At 64.0% G+C, this 18,235-nt stretch carries 19 protein-coding genes; 7 read left to right on the top strand and 12 right to left on the bottom strand.

Annotated features, from left to right (window positions below; all coding sequences use genetic code 11):
- The coding region (locus Y88_RS19095) for an RcnB family protein (protein WP_157132597.1) at positions 1-796 on the top strand (796 nt) is incomplete at its 5' end.
- Between the two features lie 51 nt (positions 797-847).
- On the opposite strand, the gene Y88_RS02195 is transcribed toward Y88_RS19095, so the two are convergent.
- Positions 848-1,210: a winged helix DNA-binding protein gene (locus tag Y88_RS02195; RefSeq protein WP_008065837.1), complete on the bottom strand. Its 363-nt coding sequence runs from the start codon at positions 1,208-1,210 to the stop codon at positions 848-850.
- A gap of 307 nt (positions 1,211-1,517) precedes the next feature.
- Between Y88_RS02195 and Y88_RS02190 the strand changes: the two genes are divergently transcribed.
- Positions 1,518-2,195 (top strand): prolyl hydroxylase family protein, encoded by a 678-nt coding sequence (locus tag Y88_RS02190; RefSeq protein WP_008065835.1) that lies wholly within the window; start codon positions 1,518-1,520, stop codon positions 2,193-2,195.
- Entirely contained in the window at positions 2,168-4,216 is a 2,049-nt protein-coding gene (locus tag Y88_RS02185; protein ID WP_008065834.1) for a DUF885 domain-containing protein, read from the top strand. Before Y88_RS02190 ends, Y88_RS02185 begins: the two co-directional genes overlap by 28 nt.
- Here Y88_RS02185 and Y88_RS02180 read toward each other — a convergent pair.
- The 4 genes from Y88_RS02180 to Y88_RS02165 form a co-directional block, all read right to left on the bottom strand.
- The gene (locus Y88_RS02180; RefSeq protein WP_232280948.1) at positions 4,164-5,051 is read right to left on the bottom strand and encodes an NAD(P)-dependent oxidoreductase; all 888 of its coding nucleotides are present in this window, start codon (positions 5,049-5,051) and stop codon (positions 4,164-4,166) included. The two genes, Y88_RS02185 and Y88_RS02180, sit on opposite strands and share 53 nt — an antisense overlap.
- Before the next feature lie 31 nt (positions 5,052-5,082).
- Complete coding sequence (locus Y88_RS02175; RefSeq protein WP_008065833.1) at positions 5,083-6,741, bottom strand: lysine--tRNA ligase; 1,659 nt, start codon at positions 6,739-6,741, stop codon at positions 5,083-5,085.
- Between the two features lie 49 nt (positions 6,742-6,790).
- Complete coding sequence (locus tag Y88_RS02170; RefSeq protein WP_008065832.1) at positions 6,791-7,363, bottom strand: phosphoribosyltransferase; 573 nt, start codon at positions 7,361-7,363, stop codon at positions 6,791-6,793.
- A 143-nt stretch (positions 7,364-7,506) separates the two neighbouring features.
- Complete coding sequence (locus tag Y88_RS02165) at positions 7,507-8,379, bottom strand: flagellin N-terminal helical domain-containing protein (RefSeq protein ID WP_026166764.1); 873 nt, start codon at positions 8,377-8,379, stop codon at positions 7,507-7,509.
- 164 nt (positions 8,380-8,543) lie between these two features.
- On the opposite strand from Y88_RS02165, the gene Y88_RS02160 reads away from it, so the two are divergent.
- Together Y88_RS02160 and Y88_RS02155 are read left to right on the top strand one after the other, a co-directional pair.
- On the top strand, positions 8,544-11,357 hold the full coding sequence (locus Y88_RS02160) for an ATP-dependent DNA helicase (protein WP_018075241.1): 2,814 nt from the start codon (positions 8,544-8,546) through the stop codon (positions 11,355-11,357).
- On the top strand, positions 11,354-11,899 hold the full coding sequence (locus Y88_RS02155) for a SixA phosphatase family protein (RefSeq protein WP_008065829.1): 546 nt from the start codon (positions 11,354-11,356) through the stop codon (positions 11,897-11,899). Before Y88_RS02160 ends, Y88_RS02155 begins: the two co-directional genes overlap by 4 nt.
- Positions 11,900-11,965: 66 nt before the next feature.
- Here Y88_RS02155 and Y88_RS02150 read toward each other — a convergent pair whose 3' ends face one another.
- From Y88_RS02150 to rpmF, 5 genes are all read right to left on the bottom strand, one after another.
- The gene (locus Y88_RS02150; RefSeq protein WP_008065828.1) at positions 11,966-12,580 is read right to left on the bottom strand and encodes a MerR family transcriptional regulator; all 615 of its coding nucleotides are present in this window, start codon (positions 12,578-12,580) and stop codon (positions 11,966-11,968) included.
- A gap of 10 nt (positions 12,581-12,590) precedes the next feature.
- The gene (locus Y88_RS02145; RefSeq protein ID WP_026166765.1) at positions 12,591-12,890 is read right to left on the bottom strand and encodes an integration host factor subunit alpha; all 300 of its coding nucleotides are present in this window, start codon (positions 12,888-12,890) and stop codon (positions 12,591-12,593) included.
- Positions 12,891-13,035: 145 nt separating this feature from the next.
- Positions 13,036-14,022: a beta-ketoacyl-ACP synthase III gene (locus Y88_RS02140; protein WP_008065826.1), complete on the bottom strand. Its 987-nt coding sequence runs from the start codon at positions 14,020-14,022 to the stop codon at positions 13,036-13,038.
- Positions 14,019-15,128: a phosphate acyltransferase PlsX gene (gene plsX / locus Y88_RS02135; RefSeq protein WP_008065825.1), complete on the bottom strand. Its 1,110-nt coding sequence runs from the start codon at positions 15,126-15,128 to the stop codon at positions 14,019-14,021. Before plsX ends, Y88_RS02140 begins: the two co-directional genes overlap by 4 nt.
- Before the next feature lie 150 nt (positions 15,129-15,278).
- A complete protein-coding gene (gene rpmF / locus Y88_RS02130) occupies positions 15,279-15,458 on the bottom strand; it encodes a 50S ribosomal protein L32 (protein ID WP_018075242.1) in 180 nt (59 codons plus the stop codon).
- A gap of 232 nt (positions 15,459-15,690) precedes the next feature.
- Between rpmF and Y88_RS02125 the strand changes: the two genes are divergently transcribed.
- Positions 15,691-16,080, top strand: a complete 390-nt coding sequence (locus Y88_RS02125) for an MAPEG family protein (protein WP_008065820.1) — start codon at positions 15,691-15,693, stop codon at positions 16,078-16,080.
- Positions 16,081-16,089: 9 nt separating this feature from the next.
- Here Y88_RS02125 and Y88_RS02120 read toward each other — a convergent pair whose 3' ends face one another.
- Complete coding sequence (locus tag Y88_RS02120; RefSeq protein WP_036499972.1) at positions 16,090-16,770, bottom strand: MBL fold metallo-hydrolase; 681 nt, start codon at positions 16,768-16,770, stop codon at positions 16,090-16,092.
- Between the two features lie 42 nt (positions 16,771-16,812).
- Positions 16,813-17,565: a S24 family peptidase gene (locus Y88_RS02115; RefSeq protein WP_008065806.1), complete on the bottom strand. Its 753-nt coding sequence runs from the start codon at positions 17,563-17,565 to the stop codon at positions 16,813-16,815.
- A 104-nt stretch (positions 17,566-17,669) separates the two neighbouring features.
- Here Y88_RS02115 and Y88_RS02110 point away from each other — a divergent pair, with 104 nt between their 5' ends.
- Positions 17,670-18,212, top strand: a complete 543-nt coding sequence (locus Y88_RS02110; RefSeq protein ID WP_008065805.1) for a hypothetical protein — start codon at positions 17,670-17,672, stop codon at positions 18,210-18,212.
- The last annotated feature ends 23 nt before the right edge of the window (positions 18,213-18,235 follow it).

The following is an 18,235-nucleotide window of genomic DNA, read 5'->3' as shown; positions in this document are numbered from 1 at the left end:
CGGCGGCCGTCCTGCGGGTGGCGGTTGGAGCGGCGCGCAAGGCGGCGGCGGTGGTGGTGCCCGTCCTTCGGGCGGCGGCTGGTCTGGCCAGCAAGGCGGTGGCGCTCCGACAGCACAACATGGCGGCTGGGGCGGCTCGGCCACGGCTTCGCCGCAAGGCAACTGGCAGCAGCGCGGCGGAACCCAGGCCGTTCCGAACTGGCGGGGCGGCAACGGCGGCCCTGCGCAGGGACAGCCCCAGGCCAACAATGGCGGGCGCTGGAACGGCAACGGCGGTGGGCAAGGTTTCCGTGGCGGCAACGATCGCGGCTGGAATGGCGGCGACCGGGGCGGAAACGGCGATCGGGGTTGGAACGGCAACCGGGGCTGGAACGGTGGCGACCGCGGACGCGAATGGGGCGAACGCGGCTGGTACAATCGCGGCTGGGGTGATCGTGGATGGGGCGGCGACCGGGGCTGGGGCTATCGCGGTGGCGATGGTCGCGGCGTGTGGGATCGCGGCTGGCGCAGCGATCGGCGTTATGACTGGTACGGCTGGCGCAGCGGCCACCGCGACACCTTCCACCTCGGCTTCTATTACCCGCCCTATCGCGGATACAACTATTCGCGGATCGGTATCGGCTTCTTCCTGGGCTCGGCCTTCTACGGGTCGGACTACTGGATTGCCGATCCCTGGGCCTATCGCCTGCCGCCGGCTTACGGCCCCTATCGCTGGGTCCGGTATTACAACGACGCCCTTCTGGTCGATGTCGACGACGGACAGGTCGTGGACGTGCTCTACGGCGTGTTCTGGTAACGCCTTTCGTGACCCGGCGCCCTCAATCGGCGCCGGGTTCACCCGGATCGGTCAATCGTTCGGGCCGATCGCGGCAATGACCCGATGCATCAACTCTTCCCCTGCATCGGTCAGGCGTACGAAACGGCGACGTCCGTCCACATTGTCCGAAGCGCGATAGATCAGGCCTTCCTGTTCAAGTCGGGAAAGCCAGCGCAGGATCGTCGTCGAAGGAACCCCGGCCTCGATGCACACGCTCGACACCTGAAGCTCCTGACGACTTTTCTGCGCTATGAATACGTCGAGCAATATATCCCACGCAGGCTCGCCGAACAGGCCCGGCACGCCCACGGCGGCATCGCGGCGACGGCGCGCGTCGTACTGCGACTTTGCCAGCCGAAGCGCGCGTGCATCAAAATCGATACGGACGTCCAAGTGTGTCGTCTCCGTAAATTATAGACCCGACGCGAGCCGATCGGACGAAAAAGAGAGCCTGTTCCGACCATCTGCAATGCGTGCCCTGCAAAACCCACACGGCCCTAGGTCGGCAAGGGAACCTGACATCGCGTCACGGTTATTCCCCGTGATCTCGCGTTAACCATGGTCACAGGGGATTTTCCATGCTTTTGCAATGGGACCTATCCGGAATGGACTAAAACAAAACGAATAACTGTCTGGGGTATAACCCTTGGGTCTGGCTCTTGCTCAAGCCCCATGCTTGGGCCATGAACCTCGCAGGACAATGGTTTTTTCATTCAGATCAAGCTCCCGCGACGAGGATCGCGACGCTCTCCGCATCATCGGCGAAACGGTTCGCAACCGCCTGTCTGCCAATCCGGCGGCCTATCGCCTTCCTGTCGATGAAATTGAAATCTATGCGGTTTCCGAGTTCCTCGACACAGCTGACTGTCGCCGCCTGATTGCCATGGTCGACGACGTCGCCCGGCCCTCGCCCACCTATGACGACAACCATGACAAGGGGCGCACCAGCTACACCGGTGATGTCGATCCGAAGAATCCGTTCATCCGCACGCTGCAGAAACGGATCGACGACCTGCTCGGCCTTGATCCGGCGCTCGGTGAAACAATGCAGGGACAGCGTTATGCGGTCGGCCAGGAATTCCGGCATCACTTCGACTACTTCGTGACGAAACACGATTACTGGGAAACCGAACGCGCTCGCGGCGGTCAGCGCAGCTGGACCGCCATGGGCTACCTCAACACGGTCGAGGAAGGCGGCGCGACCGATTTTTCCAAGGCAAACCTGACGGTTCCGCCCGAAGCCGGTGTTCTCTTGATCTGGAACAACATGCTTCCCGACGGCCGCCCCAATCCCAAGACGCTTCATGCGGGAACGCCGGTCTTGCGCGGCACCAAATATGTGCTGACGAAATGGTACCGGGCCCGGCCATGGGCGTGATCCGGCAAGGAATCACGGCGCGATCGGATTTGCCCCTGTTCCATCGCTACAACCGTCTTGCTCTCGTCGGACTGCTCATCCCGGCCCTTGCATCCTGCGCCACGCCCGCCCGACATCCCGCCACTTCGACCACCGCCATCAGCGCGGCCATCGATTCGCCACCGGCCTCCCACCGGGTCCACAGCGCCCCGGCCGACGCCACACCATCGACGGACAGTGCGCCCACTGCCGAAAATGCCGCTTCCCAACTCGATCGCCTCTTTGCCGAGGAAACCCGATCCGAACAGGATCTCGACCCCGTCGATGCTCTCGCGCGTGGGGAACCGGTTGCGCATGACCTGCTGGTACAGGTATTCACTCCGGAACTGAGTACACGGCAGCGCGCGCTCAACACGCGCGCCCTTCAGCAACTCGAGGGTATCGACCGGGCCGCCCTCGATCCCCAGCGGCGACTGTCCTACGATGTGTTTCGCCACATGCTGCTCGATCAGAAGGACATGCTCGATCCTTCGACGCAGTCCCTGATCGCCGCCCAGCCGTTCAGTCAGTTCAACGGGTTCCACGTCGAATTTCCGGAAATGGCGGCGACCGACGAAGGCGGGACCCTGCGCACACTCGCCGATTTCGAAGCCCGGATCGCACTCGAACGCACGCTGCCGGTCCTGTTCGACAATGCCATCGCCCGTTTTCGCGAAGGCATGGCGAACGGTGCCGTCGAACCGCGCCTGATCGTGAGCGACATGATCGCGCAGATCGATACCATTCTGGCGCGCCCACCCGCCGATTCGCTGTTCACGTCACCAGCCCGCAACCTCCCGCGCAGCTTTTCGCTGGCCACCCGCGCCCGGCTCGAACGCGAATTTCTCGCTGCAACGACGCAGTCCGTCTATCCGGCCTATCGCCGGTTGCGCGCGTTTCTCGCCAACGAGTACCTGCCGGTCGCCCGCACGGATGTCGGCCTCTCGGCCATTCCGGGCGGCGCGCGCCTCTACCGGTTGCTCCTGCGCGAACATACGACGCTCGCTCTCGACCCCGACGAAGTTCACCGCATCGGCCTCTCTGAAGTGGCACGCATCCGCGCCCAGATGGAGAGCGTCGAACACGAACTGGGCTATACCGTCCCGCTCAACGACTTCTTCGAGGTGATCCGCAGCGATCGCCGCTTTCATCCGCGTACGGCCCAGGATCTGGCGCGCGGCTATCGCGAGGTCGGCGATGCGGTCGCCTTGCTGGCGCCTCACTATTTTCGCCATCTGCCCCGCACGCCGTTGCTGATCATGCCCTACCCCGCGTTCCGTGCCCGCTACGAGGCTGGGGGTGGATACAGCCAAGGCATGCCCGACGGCAGCCGCCCGGGTATCTTCTTCTACAACACCTATGACCTGCCGCATCGCTTCCTGACCGGAATCACCACGCTCTACCTGCACGAAGGAGCGCCAGGCCATCACTTCCAGATCAGCCTTGCGCAGGAAAACACCAGCCTGCCCGACTTCCAACGGTTCGGCGGCAATGCCGCCTATGTCGAAGGCTGGGCGCTCTATGCTGAAACGCTGGGGTACGAGATGGGGTTCTACACCGACCCGATGCAGCACTGGGGAACGCTCGACGATGAAATGCTGCGCGCCATGCGGCTCGTCGTCGATACCGGGCTGCACACCCGTGGCTGGACCCGGGAACAAGCGATCGACTACATGCTTGCCAATTCGGGAACCGGGCGGATCGACGCCACGACCGAAGTCGATCGCTATATCGCCAATCCGGGTCAGGCCGTCGCGTACAAGATCGGCGCCATGACGATCCAGCGCCTGCGCCATCAGGCCGTGCGCGAGCTTGGCCCCCGCTTCGACATTCGCGATTTCCACGATGAAGTGCTGATGAGCGGTGCCCTGCCGCTCGATGTGCTCGATGCGAAGATCCAGCGCTGGATTGCCGACCAGGAAAGCACGAGCGGAACCTCCGCCCCGGCGTTCAAGCCTGCCCTGCGGGCCCCTGACCTGCACGCCTCTGCACAGCCCGACTGACTGCGGCCCAGTCGAGATCGCCTTCGCCATGGGCAAGGCTGTCGAGGAAATGATCGCGCAGGATGCCGGCAAGCCCCATCGGCACCCGCGCTGCCTCCCCTGCTGCCAGTGCCAGTTTCACGTCCTTGAGCCCGAGTTCGAGGCGGAAACCCGCCGGGCTGAACGCCTCTTCGGCAATCGCGGTGCCATATGTGCGGTAAACCGGCGCGGCAAACACCGTTGAGGTGACCATCTCGAGAAAGGCCGACGGCGCGACACCATGCCCGGCGGCCAGAGTGGCAGCTTCGCCCATCGTGCCGATCGCGCTGGCGATCATGAAATTGGCGGCAAGCTTGACCGCATTGGCCTGAACCGGGTTCTCGCCGAACATCCACGTCCGGCTGCCCATTGCGGAAAAAAGCGGTTCAAGCCGATCGAGCAGTGCAGGATCGCCCGCCGCCAGGATCTGCAACTGTCCCGCCTCAGCCACATTGGCGCGTCCGAGCACGGGCGCCGCGACATAGCCCAGCCCCCGTTCGGCATGGAGCTGCGTAAAGTCCTGCGCCAGTTCGACCGAGACGGTCGCCATGTTGGCATGGATCGCGCCCTTGGGCAGGGCGTCGATCAATCCGCTGTCGATCACCGTCGAGCGGGTCGCGTTATCGTCGGCGAGCATGGAGACGAGCACTTCGGCCCCTTCCCCAGCGTCAGCCGGGGTCGGGACGGTGATCGCGCCCCTTGCCGCCAGATCGGCTGCCGGACCGGGAGAACGGTTCCACACGCGCACTTCGTGCCCGGCTTCGACCAGCCGCGCCGCCATGGCACGGCCCATTGTTCCCAATCCGACAAATCCGATCCGTATGGTCGTCAGTCCCTTTGGTCGCGCGTCACGCCTGCGCCAGAGCCTCGGCGATCAGGGCACGCGTATTGGCAAGACCATAGAGCGCGATGAAGCTGCCCATGCGCGGCCCCTGCGAAGAGCCGAGCAGCGTTTCATACAGCGCCTTGAACCAGTCGCGCAGGCTTTCGAAGGCAAAGGCTTCGTCCTTGCCGATTTCGTAGACCGCGTTCTGGAACGCCTCAGCACCGGCATCGGCCGACATGCCGGCAAGAACGGTGTCAAGCGCCGTCAGAGCGGCCGCCTCGTTGGCCAAGGGTTTCCGGCGCTGGAGCGTCGGCGCGATGAAGTCGCGGTTATAGGCCAGAGCCCGCGTCACCAGCGCATCGAGTGCCGGATGGGCGGCGGGATCGGCATTCTCGACATAGTTGCCAAGGTAGGACCAGACCTGTTCGCGCGAGGCATTGGCGCCGAGTACGCCGACGAGATTGAGCAAGAGACCGTAGGTGACCGGCAACTTGTCGCCTTCGCCGCCCTGCTCGCCATTGGTACGCAGGAGATGCCAGACCGGATTGCCCAGCTTCTGCTCGACCGGCTGGCTCGCCAGCTTTTCGCGGAACTGCCAGTATTCATCGACGGCGCGCGGGATCACCCCGACATGCAGCGACTTGGCGCTCTTGGGCTCGCGGAACAGATAGAACCCGAGCGATTCCTCGCTGCCGTATTCCAGCCACTGTTCGATGGTCAGGCCGTTGCCCTTGGACTTCGAGATCTTTTCGCCCTTTTCGTCGAGGAAAAGCTCGTAGATCAGGCCTTCGGGACGGCGCCCGCCGAGAACCTTGGCGATCTTGCCCGACTGCGTGACACTATCGGTCAGATCCTTGCCGCACATTTCGTAATCGACGCCCAGCGCCACCCAGCGCATGGCCCAGTCGACTTTCCACTGCAGCTTGGCCTTGCCGCCAAAAATGCTCTGTTCGACAACAGTGCCGTCGGCATCGGTAAAGCGGACAAGGCCGCTCGCCGCGTCGAGCACTTCGAGCGGGACTTGCAGGACGACGCCAGTGGTCGGCGAAACCGGCAGGACCGGCGAATAAGTCCGGCGCCGTTCCTCGCGCAGGGTCGGCAGCATGATCGCCATGATCGCATCGTAATGCGTCAGAACATTGGCGAGCGCGGCATCGAACTCGCCCGAGTTGTAGCGATCCGAGGCAGAGACGAATTCATAGTCGAAGCCGAAGCGATCGAGGAAATCGCGCAGCATCGCATTGTTGTGGTGGGCAAAGCTTTCGAACTTGGCAAAGGGATCGGGAATGCGCGTCAGCGGGCGGCCGAGATTGGCCGTCAACATGTCCTTGTTCGGGACGTTGTCGGGCACCTTGCGCAGCCCGTCCATGTCGTCGGAAAAGGCGACCAGCCGGGTGGGCGCGGGCACGCCGTTCTCGTCGGTGGTGAGCACTTCATAAGCGCGCCGGACGAGCGTCGTGCGCAGCACTTCCTGAAACGTGCCGATGTGCGGCAGACCCGAGGGACCGTAACCGGTTTCGAAAAGGACCGGCACGAGTGCGCCGTTCGCATCCCGCTTGCCGTCGGGATAGCGTTTGACCAGCTTGCGCGCTTCCTCGAAGGGCCAGGCTTTGGACACCTGCGCAGCTTCGTACAGAGCGTTGTCGCGAAGGGCGGTTTCGGAAAGGGCAATGTTGGTCATAGCCCCCCGCCCTTTCGCGATTATGGCGATTTTGGCAAGGGAAACCGGGTCAATCTTTGAGGATCAGCCCGGCCTGTGGCTTGTGCGCACGGATTTCCTCTTCGGAAAGCCCGCAGATCTCGTGCGGAAAGACCAGCCATTCGTCGGTCTCATGGACGTAATAGTCCGGACGCAGTTCGGTCTTGTTCCGCCTGGGCTTCCAATAGACGGTGGCCACGCGGATTTCGCGCGGCGTGTTGTGGCGACAGCGTGCCTGCAATTCCTGCAGGAAAGCTTCGACGGAGCGACCCGAATCGAAGACGTCGTCGACAACCACCAGCCGATCGCTCGGTTCGAGCGTATCGATCAGGTAGCCCAGCGAGTAGACACGCACTTCGCTCTTTTGCCGGTCGATCCCTTCATAGGACTTGGTCCGGATAGCGATGTGATCGGTATCGATCCCGCGATATTCAAGCAGTTCCTGCACCGCGATGCCGACCGGGGCGCCGCCCCGCCAGATGCCGACGATATGCGTCGGCACGAAACCGGAATCGACGATGAGGTTACCCAGCCGGAACGAATCTTCCAGCAGGCGGTCGGCAGTAAGCCAGGTCTTTTCGACAGTGTTCTCGGCGTTTCCCATGAGGCGAGCCTAAGGACACAAGGTGCTCCAGGATGCAAGACCCTGCCGCCCGGAGTACCGCCGGAAACGAGTAGCCACCAAGCAGGACCGCGCGGGACGCGGCCCTGCCCAGGTGGAGAGACAACCGTCCGCCCTGAACCTTGTTACTTGAGCAAGGACAGGACGTACTGCTGCGCCTGATTGGCCTGTGCGATCATCGCGGTCGACGCCTGGGCCAGGATCTGGGCCTTGGCCATCTTCGTAGTTTCCGTCGAATAATCGGTATCCTGGATGCGGCTGCGCGCATCGGTCAGGTTGGTGATGTTGTCGGTGAGGTTGCTGACCACCGACTGAAGCCGGTTTTCACCCGCGCCCATGCCCGACTGCGTCGCGTTCACCGCGGCAAGCGCGGTATCGACGTTCGAGATCGTCGTCGCCGCCGCGGTCGTGGTGCTGACGTCGAGCGACTGGGTCGCGGCTGACGAATAGGACGTGTTGCCGGTGCCGAACAGCGCTGAACCGTCGAACGCCTTGCTGACCAGCGTGACCGCATCCCCGCTCTGCGAACCCGTCTGGATCGAGAACTTGAGATCGTCGGTGGTCGCCGGGGTCGTGCCGACCACATTGAACAGCTTGTTGCCGTTGAACGCGGTGTTGTTGAGAATGTCGCTGATCTGTTCGGTCAGGTTCGACACTTCGGTCTGCATCGCCGTGCGGTCGGACGCCTGATAGGTGTCCGATCCGGCCTGCACGGCAAGCTGGCGGATGCGCTGAAGCATGTTGGTCACTTCGTTGAGCGCGCCGTCTGCGGTCTGCGCCATCGAGATGCCGTCGTTCGAGTTGCTGACGCCCTGTTGCATGCCGTCGATCTGGGCCGTCATGGTCGTCGAGATGGCAAGGCCGGCTGCATCGTCGGCTGCGGAATTGATCCGCTTGCCGGTAGACAGGCGCTGCATCGCGACCCCCATCAACTGGGTGGCCGAATTCGAGGCTGCCGCTGCGCGGATAGCCGAAATGTTCGTGTTGATGACTGTCATGGTTCCCATTCTCCACTATGGGCGGCCTCGGGAACGCCCCGGCTATTGTCTCCGGGTGCGCACCGTCTTCCTGGTCTGGGAGAACGACGGGCGCGCCATCCGTTTAAGGGGGAAATTGCGCGCGCCGTTTACTTTGACCGGCAACCCCGCCAGAGGACGGGGTGATGATCCCCGCCCCTGCCCTCTCCCTGCCGGCCCTTCACGCAAGCCACGGCGGATGCTGGCTGGACGACGGCAAGTCGGGCGAGGGAAACAACGCCCGCGCCGTCGGAAAGGGCGAAGCGATCGTCGCGGCAGCCGATACCCCGCTGATCGTGCTCAATGCCCCGCTCGTGGCCAGCCGCCTGGGTTATCCCGACTTGTCCGGGCTGGACCTCCTCGAACTGTTTGCCTTCGTCTTTCCCGCACGCTTCGTTGTCCCGACCCCGCGTGGTCTGGCGCAAGCCCTCGACTTGCCCGAACCTGCCGGTGACGCGGCCGTTCCCGGTTTCCTGAGACAGGCCGCAGCTGCTCTTCTGGCAACAACCGGTCGGGCGGACTGGGAACAGCGCGAGGGCGCCTGGACCGTCCTGCAGTCGCTGGCCCGCCAGCGCTGGCCCTGGACAGCCCTCCTGACCGACGCAATCGCCCGTCCCGACCGCGCCGAACGATGGCTCTTTACGCGCCTGCCCGAATGGGATGAAGCCGCCCCGCGCCCGCAACCGGCCCAGATCACACTGGAACCGGACGAGATCACCGCGCAGCTTGCCGCGATCACCGGCCATGGCGCCGAGGAACGCCCCGCCCAGCGCGCGTTCGCCTGCGAAGCGGGAGAAGCCTTTGCCCCCCGTCGCGAGGTGCAGACGCCCCATGTCGTGCTGGCGCAAGCAGGGACCGGGACCGGCAAGACATTCGGGTATCTTGCCCCGGCCTCGCTATGGAGCAGATTGTCGGGTGGGACCGTCTGGGTTTCGACTTACACCAAGGCGCTGCAGCGGCAGTTGCGGCGCGAAAGCCGCCGAGCCTATCCCGACCGGCGCGGCACTCAACCCGCCGTCGTCGTGCGCAAGGGACGCGAGAATTATCTCTGCCTGCTCAATCTCGAAGACGCGCTGCAAGGCGGGTTTCAAGGGCGCGCGGCGATCCTTGCCCAACTCGTCGCGCGCTGGGCCGCCTATAGTCAGGACGGCGACATGGTCGGCGGCGACTTGCCCGGCTGGCTCGGCACCTTGTTCCGGCGGCGCGGCATTTCGGCCCTGACCGACCAGCGCGGCGAATGCATCTATGCCGCGTGCCCGCATTACCGCAAATGCTTCATCGAGCGGGCAACCCGCGCCTCGGTCGAAGCCGATCTCGTCATCGCCAATCATGCCCTCGTCATGATCAATGCCGCGCGCGGCCGGGAAAACGGTGGCCAACCGACCCGTATCGTCTTTGACGAAGGCCATCATGTCTTCGACGCTGCCGACGCGACGTTCGCCGCCGCACTGACGGGCGCGGAAACCATCGAACTGCGCCGCTGGGTGATCGGCCCCGAAGGGAAATCGCGCGGACGCAGGCGCGGCCTAGCCGCCCGACTCGCCGACGTTGCAAGTTATGACGAGGAAGGTGCGCTTGCCATTTCGAGCGCCCGCGCGGCGGCCGAAGCCCTGCCCGGCGAAGGCTGGCTCGCCCGGATCGGCGAAGGCGCGCCGTGGGGTCCGGTCGAAAACCTGCTCGCCGCCACCCGCGCAACGGTTCATGCCCGCGACGAAAGCGGCGGCAGCGAAGCAGGATATGGTCTCGAGACCGAAGCGGCAGGCCTTGACGGCGACATCATCGTCAAGGCCGCACTGGCGCAGGATGCTCTCGAAGCCTTGCGCCAGCCCCTGCTCAAGCTCAACGCACGGCTCGAGGCGATCCTGAGCGATCCCCCCGACTGGCTCGACGGGGCCGCCCGCGCCCGGATCGAAGGCGCGCGCGGGTCGATCCAGTGGCGCAGCGACCTGCTCTCTGGCTGGATCGCCTTGCTTGCCCGCCTTGGCGGCCCCGCTGATCCCGATTTCGTCGACTGGCTCGCGGTCGAACGCTCCGAAGGGCGCGAGTGGGATATCGGTCTTCATCGTCACTATCTCGACCCGGTGAAGCCTTTCGCCATGACCGTCCTCGCTCCGGCGCACGGCGTCTTGATGACCAGCGCGACCCTGTGCGACCGCACCGCCGACGGGCCGGACTGGGAATCAGCGATCGCGCGCAGCGGTGCGGGATACCTTGCCGGGGCGCCACATCTCTTCGCGGTCGAAAGCCCGTTCGACTATGCCAATCAGGCCGAAGTGCTGATCGTGACCGATGTCCCGCGCGGCGACATCGCGGCTTTGGCTGCGGCCTATGCGCGGCTGATCGAGGCGGCGGGCGGCGGAGTGCTCGGGCTGTTCACGGCAATTCGTCGCCTCCGTGTCGTCCATGGCCGGATCGTCGATCGCCTCGCTCGCGACGGCCTGCCGCTCTATGCCCAACACGTCGACCCGATCGACACTGGCACGCTCGTCGACATTTTCCGCGACGATCCCCGCGCTTCGCTCCTCGGGACCGACGCTCTGCGCGACGGGGTCGACGTTCCGGGCGAATCGCTGCGAGTCGTGGTGATGGAACAGGTGCCCTGGCCCAAGCCATCGATCCTGCACCGTGCACGCCGACTGGCGGCAGGCGCGAAGGCCAACCGCAATGAGGGATCGCGCAGCAATGGAGGCCAGGCGCACGACGACGCCATCATCCGGGCCCGGCTGGCACAGGCCTTTGGCCGCCTGATCCGCTCGGGCGAGGACCGCGGTCATTTCGTCGTACTTTCGTCGGCCTTCCCATCGCGGCTGTTGAGCGCTTTTCCGGCGGGGACTCCGGTACGCCGCGTAACACTCGATGCCGCTTTACAAAGTATCGCCGGCGGTGTTTCTGGAACTCGCCGCGCCATCCCCGGCCCTGTCGGGGCCGACACACCTAACGATGACGGGAAACCTGCGTGAAGACGCTCGCCCTGTTCCGCCATGCCAAGTCCGACTGGTCCGATGCCCGCGCGCGCGATTTCGATCGCCCGCTCAATGAACGCGGGCAGCGCGGTGCAATCGCGATGGGGCGGCACATCCGCAATGGCCGCTGGCGCTTCGACCGCATCATTGCCTCGCCCGCTGTACGCGTTGCCGAAACCATCGAAACAGCCAGCCGCGCCTGGGGCCGCGCCTTTCCGGTCGAATGGGACCGACGCATCTATCTCGCCAGTTCAGCGACTCTCATCGACCTGCTGCGCGAAATGGACGGCGATCCCGAAAGCGTGCTCATGGTCGGGCATAATCCGGGGCTCGAAGACCTGATTTTCGATCTGGTGCCCGATGACGGCAGCAGCCCCTTGCGCGAGATCGTCGAGCGGAAATTCCCGACAGCTACCTTTGCCGTCCTGGAGCTGGCCATCGACCGCTGGGAAGACCTTGACCTGGGATGCGCGCGGCTCGTCGAACTCACGCGCCCACGCGACCTCGACGCCACGCTCGGGCCCGAACTTCCCGACTGAACCGGCGCCGACACTACGGTGCCATGCCGGTTGTCGGGTTTCGTACCACGCATCAAGAGCGGAGGATCAGTCCTCTGAAATAGCGGCCGAAAGTCGGCTTCGCACCCCTTCGAGATGCCCGCGAAGAAGAAGCAGCGCTTCGACAATGACCTGTTCGGCATCCGAGCCCACCGGATGGTCCGCTGTTGCTTGCGGCTCTGCCACAGCTTCCGTCATCGGTTCGACGGCAAGGCTTTCGAGCGAAGGGAGCGCCTCCGGCTCGGTGTCCAGCGCCTCGCTTGCCGCAGCAGAGCGCACTCGGGACGGACGGCGACCGAGCGCCTGCCTTGCCCCGCGAATGGTATACCCCTCGCGGTTGAGCAGCCGGTCAATCTCGATCAACAGGGCGATGTCTTCGGAACGGTAATAGCGCCGTCCCCCGGCCCGCGTCAGCGGGGTCAATGTCGGGAACTGCTCTTCCCAATAGCGCAGGACATGCTGGCGCAAGCCCAAAGCCTTGGCCACTTCACCGATGGTGCGCAGCGCGTCGACATCCTTGCCGTCATTGAACAGTTCGTCATGACCAGTCCGGTCACCTGCGGTTCGCTCTGTCGCAGCGCGCGTGCGCGTTTCACTCGCACGACGACGGACAGGTGTCTTGCGCCCCGCAGGCGCTCCGGTTGAACTCGTTGCGGCACTCATCCGCGCACGCTCAGTCGCCTGTGCAAATGCGATCCTTCAGCATCTGGCTGGCGCGGAACGTCAACACCCGGCGCGGGGTGATCGGCACTTCCACGCCGGTCTTGGGGTTGCGACCGATCCGCTCCGCCTTGTCGCGCAGCAGGAACGTGCCGAAACCGGAAATTTTCACATTCTCGCCTTCGGCGAGAGCGTCACACATCTGCGACAGAATGGCTTCGACCATCTCAAGCGATTCCGCGCGGGAAAGCCCCACACGGCGATTGATGCTTTCGGCCAGATCAGCTCGCGTCAACGTACCAATAGAGCGCATCCTCAAGTTCCCCCAATTTGGAACAGTTCCCCACTACCCAACGGCAAAATAGCGTTTTTTCCGGGCAACGCAATGCAGGCCGGGAACCAGCCGAGGACAAACATCTCCATCATCGTGCGATGTCGGGACAACTGTGGCCTGTCGCTCACACTCGCGCGAGCGCAGCACCCCACGTAAAGCCGCCGCCCATGGCCTCGAACATGACCAGTTGGCCCGGACGGATGCGTCCGTCGCGAACCGCTTCGTCATAGGCCAGCGGCACCGAAGCCGCGCTGGTGTTGGCGTGATGATCGACCGTGACGACCACTTTCTCGGCCGGAAGCCCCAGTTTGCGGGCAGTCGCGTCGAGAATGCGGAAATTGGCCTGGTGCGGGACAACCCAGTCGATGTCCGATGCCTGACGCCCGGTCGAGGTCAGAACTTCCTCGAGAACGCTGGCGAGATTGACCACGGCGTGACGGAACACTTCGCGCCCCTTCATCCGCAGCTTGCCGACCGTCTGCGTCGTCGAAGGTCCGCCATCGACATAAAGCATGTCGTTGTAGGCCCCGTCGGCGTGAAGGCGGCTGGCCAGAATGCCCGGCGCCTGCGGATCAGTCGGATCGACGTCGCGCGCCTGAAGCAGCATGGCACCGGCACCGTCACCGAAGAGAACGCACGTCGTGCGATCTTCCCAGTCGAGAATCCGGCTGAAGGTTTCTGCGCCGATGACCAGAGCGCAACGGGCATTGCCCGCGCGCAGCATCGCATCAGCCGTCGTCAGGGCATAGAGAAAGCCCGAGCAGACCGCCGCGATGTCAAACGCGATCCCGCCGTTGCAGCCCAGATTGTGCTGAACGATCGTCGCGCTCGCCGGAAAGGTCTGGTCCGGAGTCGCGGTTGCCAGAATGATGAGGTCGACGTCCTTGGCATCGACTCCGGCCGCATCCAGAGCGCGGCGAGCAGCAAGCGTCGCCAACGAACTGGTGGTTTCGCCTTCCCCGGCGATGTAGCGGGCGCGAATGCCGGTCCGCTCGACGATCCATTCGTCGGTCGTATCGACCATCTCCGCCATTTCGGCATTGCTCACGATGCGTTCGGGCAAAGCCGAACCGCTGCCGATAATGACGGCGCGACGTTCAAGTACGCTCATGCGCCCTGCTCCGAGGCGAGATCGGATTGAGGAGAGGCTTCAACCTGACCGCGCTGCCCCGCACGAGCGGGATTCTGGATCATTTCGGCTCCGACATTGGCAAGGTCGGCGGCAATGCGCTCGGTCAGATTTTCCTCCAGCAGGCGGGCAGTGATTTTGATGGCATGGGCCACGCCGACGGCCGAAGCCCCGCCGTGACTTTTCACCACGACGCCATTGAGACCCAGAAAAATGGCGCCATTGTGTTGGTTGGGATCGAGATGGTGGCGCAGGAGATCGGTTGCCGGACGCGAAATGAGGAAGCCGAGCTTCGAGCGCAGCGAACTGGCGAAGCTGCGGCGCAGGAGATCGGCGACGAACCGCGCCGCACCCTCCATCGCCTTCAACGCGATATTGCCGGAAAAGCCGTCGGTCACGGCCACGTCGACATCGCCACGGCTGAGCTTGTCCGCCTCGATGAACCCTTCGAAGCTCAGCGCCAGCGAGCCGTTGACCTGCTTGAGCAAGGCAGCGGCATCGCGCAGATCTTCGGTGCCCTTCGTCTCTTCGGAGCCGATGTTGAGCAGGCGAACGCGCGGACTGGCAAGACCGTTGACGATCCGGGCATAGGCAGCCCCCATGATCGCGAACTGAACGAGATTGCGTGAATCGCAATTCGTGTTCGCGCCGAGATCGAGCATGACGAGATCATGGTTGCCCAGAGTGGGCATCAGCGCGGCAAGCGCGGGCCGGTCGATCCCGGAAATCGTGCGCAAGGCGAGCTTGGAGATCGCCATGAGCGCGCCGGTATTGCCCGCGCTGACCGCGGCTCCGGCATCGCCCCGCTTCACGGCATCGACGGCCATGCCCATCGACGTCGTACGCGCCCGTCGCAAGGCCTGCGTCGGACGTTCGTCGCCCGAAATGACTTCGGGCGCATGTCGGATCTCAACCGCTTCGGCAAGACCGGGATAAAGCGCGAGCCTTTCGGCCACCTTTGCTTCATCACCGACGAGCAGGAAACGAAGGGAGGGATTGCATCCGTGAGCGAGAGATACACCCTCGACCATCACGCGAACGCCTTCATCACCGCCCATCGCGTCAATTGCGATACGCGGCAGGCTCATGACGCAAAAATCCCCCCTGATGCGCTTGGCGAGTGCCCTGCCCGATGAGGGGAGGCAATCGTGACCACTTGGTCGAAACGCACGTCGATCTCGATTCGTTTATCGGAATTTGCGCGCCGAATCATGCGATCCGGCGCAGCCCTGTCCGACTCAGTTTCCGACAGCGAGAACTTCGCGGCCGTTGTAGTGACCGCAAGCGGTGCACAGCATGTGCGGACGCTTGAGTTCACCGCAGTTCGAGCATTCGTGGAAGGCTTCAGCCTTCAGAGCGTCGTGGCTGCGGCGCATGCCGCGACGGGACGGCGAGGTCTTTCGCTTGGGGACGGCCATTTCGGCACCTGTTCCTGATTACTGTCTATCTGAGTCACGGGCGCGATAGGCAAATCCGGTCTGCCAGACAACCCCCACATGTCTTTTCCAAGACTCATGGAGGGTGTGCGAGGCGTTGTTGGCCGAAAGGTGCCGTTCGCGGGCGAAGGCGCGCCTATACGCATTTCTGGATGATTTGCAAGCATAGCTGGGTTAGCCTCCTGCAAAACAGAACATGTGGAGGGACGAGAGGATGTACCTGCCCATTACACTGACAGCTGCCGCAGCCGCCGCTTTCATCAATCTGTGGCTGACCTTGCGCGTCGGCATGGTGCGCACCACGCGAAAGATTTCCATCGGCGACGGCGGCGACGAAGAACTGATCCGCCGCATGCGCGCGCAGGCCAATTTCATCGAGAACACCCCGATCGTGCTGATCCTGATCGCCGCGATCGAGGCGTCCCGTCCCGCAAGCGGCTGGCTGGCGGGCGTCGCGCTCGTCTATACGCTGGGGCGCGTTGCCCACGGCATCGGCATGGACGGCGGTCCGCTCAAAGGCGGACGCCCGCTCGGCACGCTCATCACGATGGCAACTCTGCTGGGCCTTGCGGTCTGGGCCGTCACCATCGCTCTCGACAGATGAGTCTATAGATCAGGCCAGAGCGCTGTCCGCGACATAGGGATTGCTCTGGCGCTCGCGCCCGAACGTGCTGACCGGACCGTGCCCGGGAACGAAAGTCACATCGTTGCCGAGCGGCCAGAGCTTCTGCGTGATCGAATCGATGAGCTGCTGGTGATTGCCCAGCGGAAAGTCAGTGCGCCCGATCGATCCCTGGAACAGGACGTCGCCCACGATCGCGAACCGCGAAGGCGCGTGGTAAAAGACGACATGCCCCGGCGTGTGCCCCGGGCAGTGCAGGACATCGAGCACGCATTCGCCGATCGTCACCGTGTCGCCGTCATGAAGCCAGCGATCGGGCTCGAACACTTCGCCGGTAATGCCATAGCGCGGCCCGTCCTCGTCCAGCTTCGCGATCCAGAAGCGGTCAGCCTCTTCGGGCCCCTCGATGGGAACGCCCAACTCGCGGGCAAAGGCAGCCGTGCCGCCGCAATGGTCGATGTGGCCATGGGTGACGAGCAGCTTTTCCACTGTCACGCCCGTCTTGGCGATCGCCTGGCGCAAAAGCGGCAAGTCGCCGCCGACATCGATGAAAGCCCCGCGCATCGTTTTCGTGCACCACACCAGCGTGCAGTTCTGCTGCAAAGGGGTAACGGGGATGATCGCCACTTTGAGAGGGGGCGTTGCTTGGGCGGGGGGCGTTGTCTGGGTCATCGCCGGCCAAGATGATGTGCCCCGCCCCACTTCGCAACCCTTTCAGATACGCCCGCCTTTCCAGACCACCCGTCCGATAATCGCGACATCCTCGTACGCGCGCTCGATACGCGGATAGGCGGGATTGTCGCTCATCACCCGAATGGTCCCGGCCGGCCCCGTTTCCAGCCGCTTGACCAACAGCACCTCGTCGATCCGCACGACATGAATGCCGTCGCGCCAGGGACGCGGGCTGCGATCGACCAGAATCTCGTCCCCGTCATGCAAAGTCGGCTCCATCGAGTCGCCTGCGACCTCGATCACCGAAAGCTGCCCCGGATCGAGCCCCAAAGTCCGCAGCCAGCGCTGACTGAACCGCAGCCGCCCACTTTCCGCTTCATCGAGCGCCAAAGTGCCCGGCCCCGCCGAAGCGCCCAGAGCAAGGCGCGGAATGTCGACCCATTCAGCCTCGACCGGCCGAGATGCGCTCCTCGCGCTCCCGTTTCGGGCAAAGGCCAGTCGCCCGCCCGATTGCACCACCGCAACCTCGTTCGCGGCCGGGGCGCCCAGTTCGCTTTCATCGACACCGAAAAACATCGCCAGCGTGCGACGGTCGTTTTCCTCCAGCTTGCGCGGCGACCCCTTGCGCACGAACTGCTGGAGATAGGCAGCATTGCGCCCGATCATGCCCGAAAGCGCAGACAGACTGACGCCCCGTTCGCGCGCCAGCGCAACCAGCCGCGCCTGTGGCCCCGCCGCATCGCCCGCTTCGCCGTCTCCGTGCGATCCTCCAGAAAGGCCCGGCGCTTTCCCCATTCTTGCCAAATCCTTACCCCAAATTCGAAGGATATTTCCTAGACCGAAGGATATTTTCGGTCAATCTAAGAAATATCCAATATCGAATCGCAGGAAAGATCACCATGTTCATCGACCGCTTCGCTCGCTCCATGCGCACCTCGCTCGCCATTGCGACCGGCAATGCCATCACCCGCGATCCAATTTCCCGTGGCGGCCGCCAAACCACTCCCACGCACGGCGAAGAACGGGCGGAACATTTCATGAACAACGATTGGAGCACTCCCATGTGGCGCAATTCGGACCAGACGCTCACTCCGCCCCACCACAGCCTGCGCAAGCCGATGCGCAAGCCCATGACGAGCGGCCAGAAGCTCGCCCAAGCCCTGTTCGACCGCGCAGGCCCCCTCGCCCGTCTGGTCCGCCATGGGGAAACGCAGTGGTCGAGCGCGACGTTCACCGGTGCCCGTCACACCTTCGTCCTGCGCTTTAGCGGTCATGAGGCCGTCGCGGACGCCGAAACGCTGACCATGCTGATCGCGGACGAGGAACTGACCATCCCCGGCGCACTCATCGCGGAAATCGACGTTCGCCGCTTTACCCAGACGCTGCTGCCCCATCCCGAGGCCGAACTCGAGATCGCGGTGCTGCTGCTCGATCGCCATTGATCCGCCGCGCACGAGGATGACGC

The organism is Novosphingobium nitrogenifigens DSM 19370 (genome assembly GCF_000192575.1).
Lineage (GTDB): Bacteria > Pseudomonadota > Alphaproteobacteria > Sphingomonadales > Sphingomonadaceae > Novosphingobium > Novosphingobium nitrogenifigens.
The sequence above is the reverse complement of the archived record's forward strand: the minus strand, read 5'-3'. Positions and strand labels throughout refer to the sequence as shown.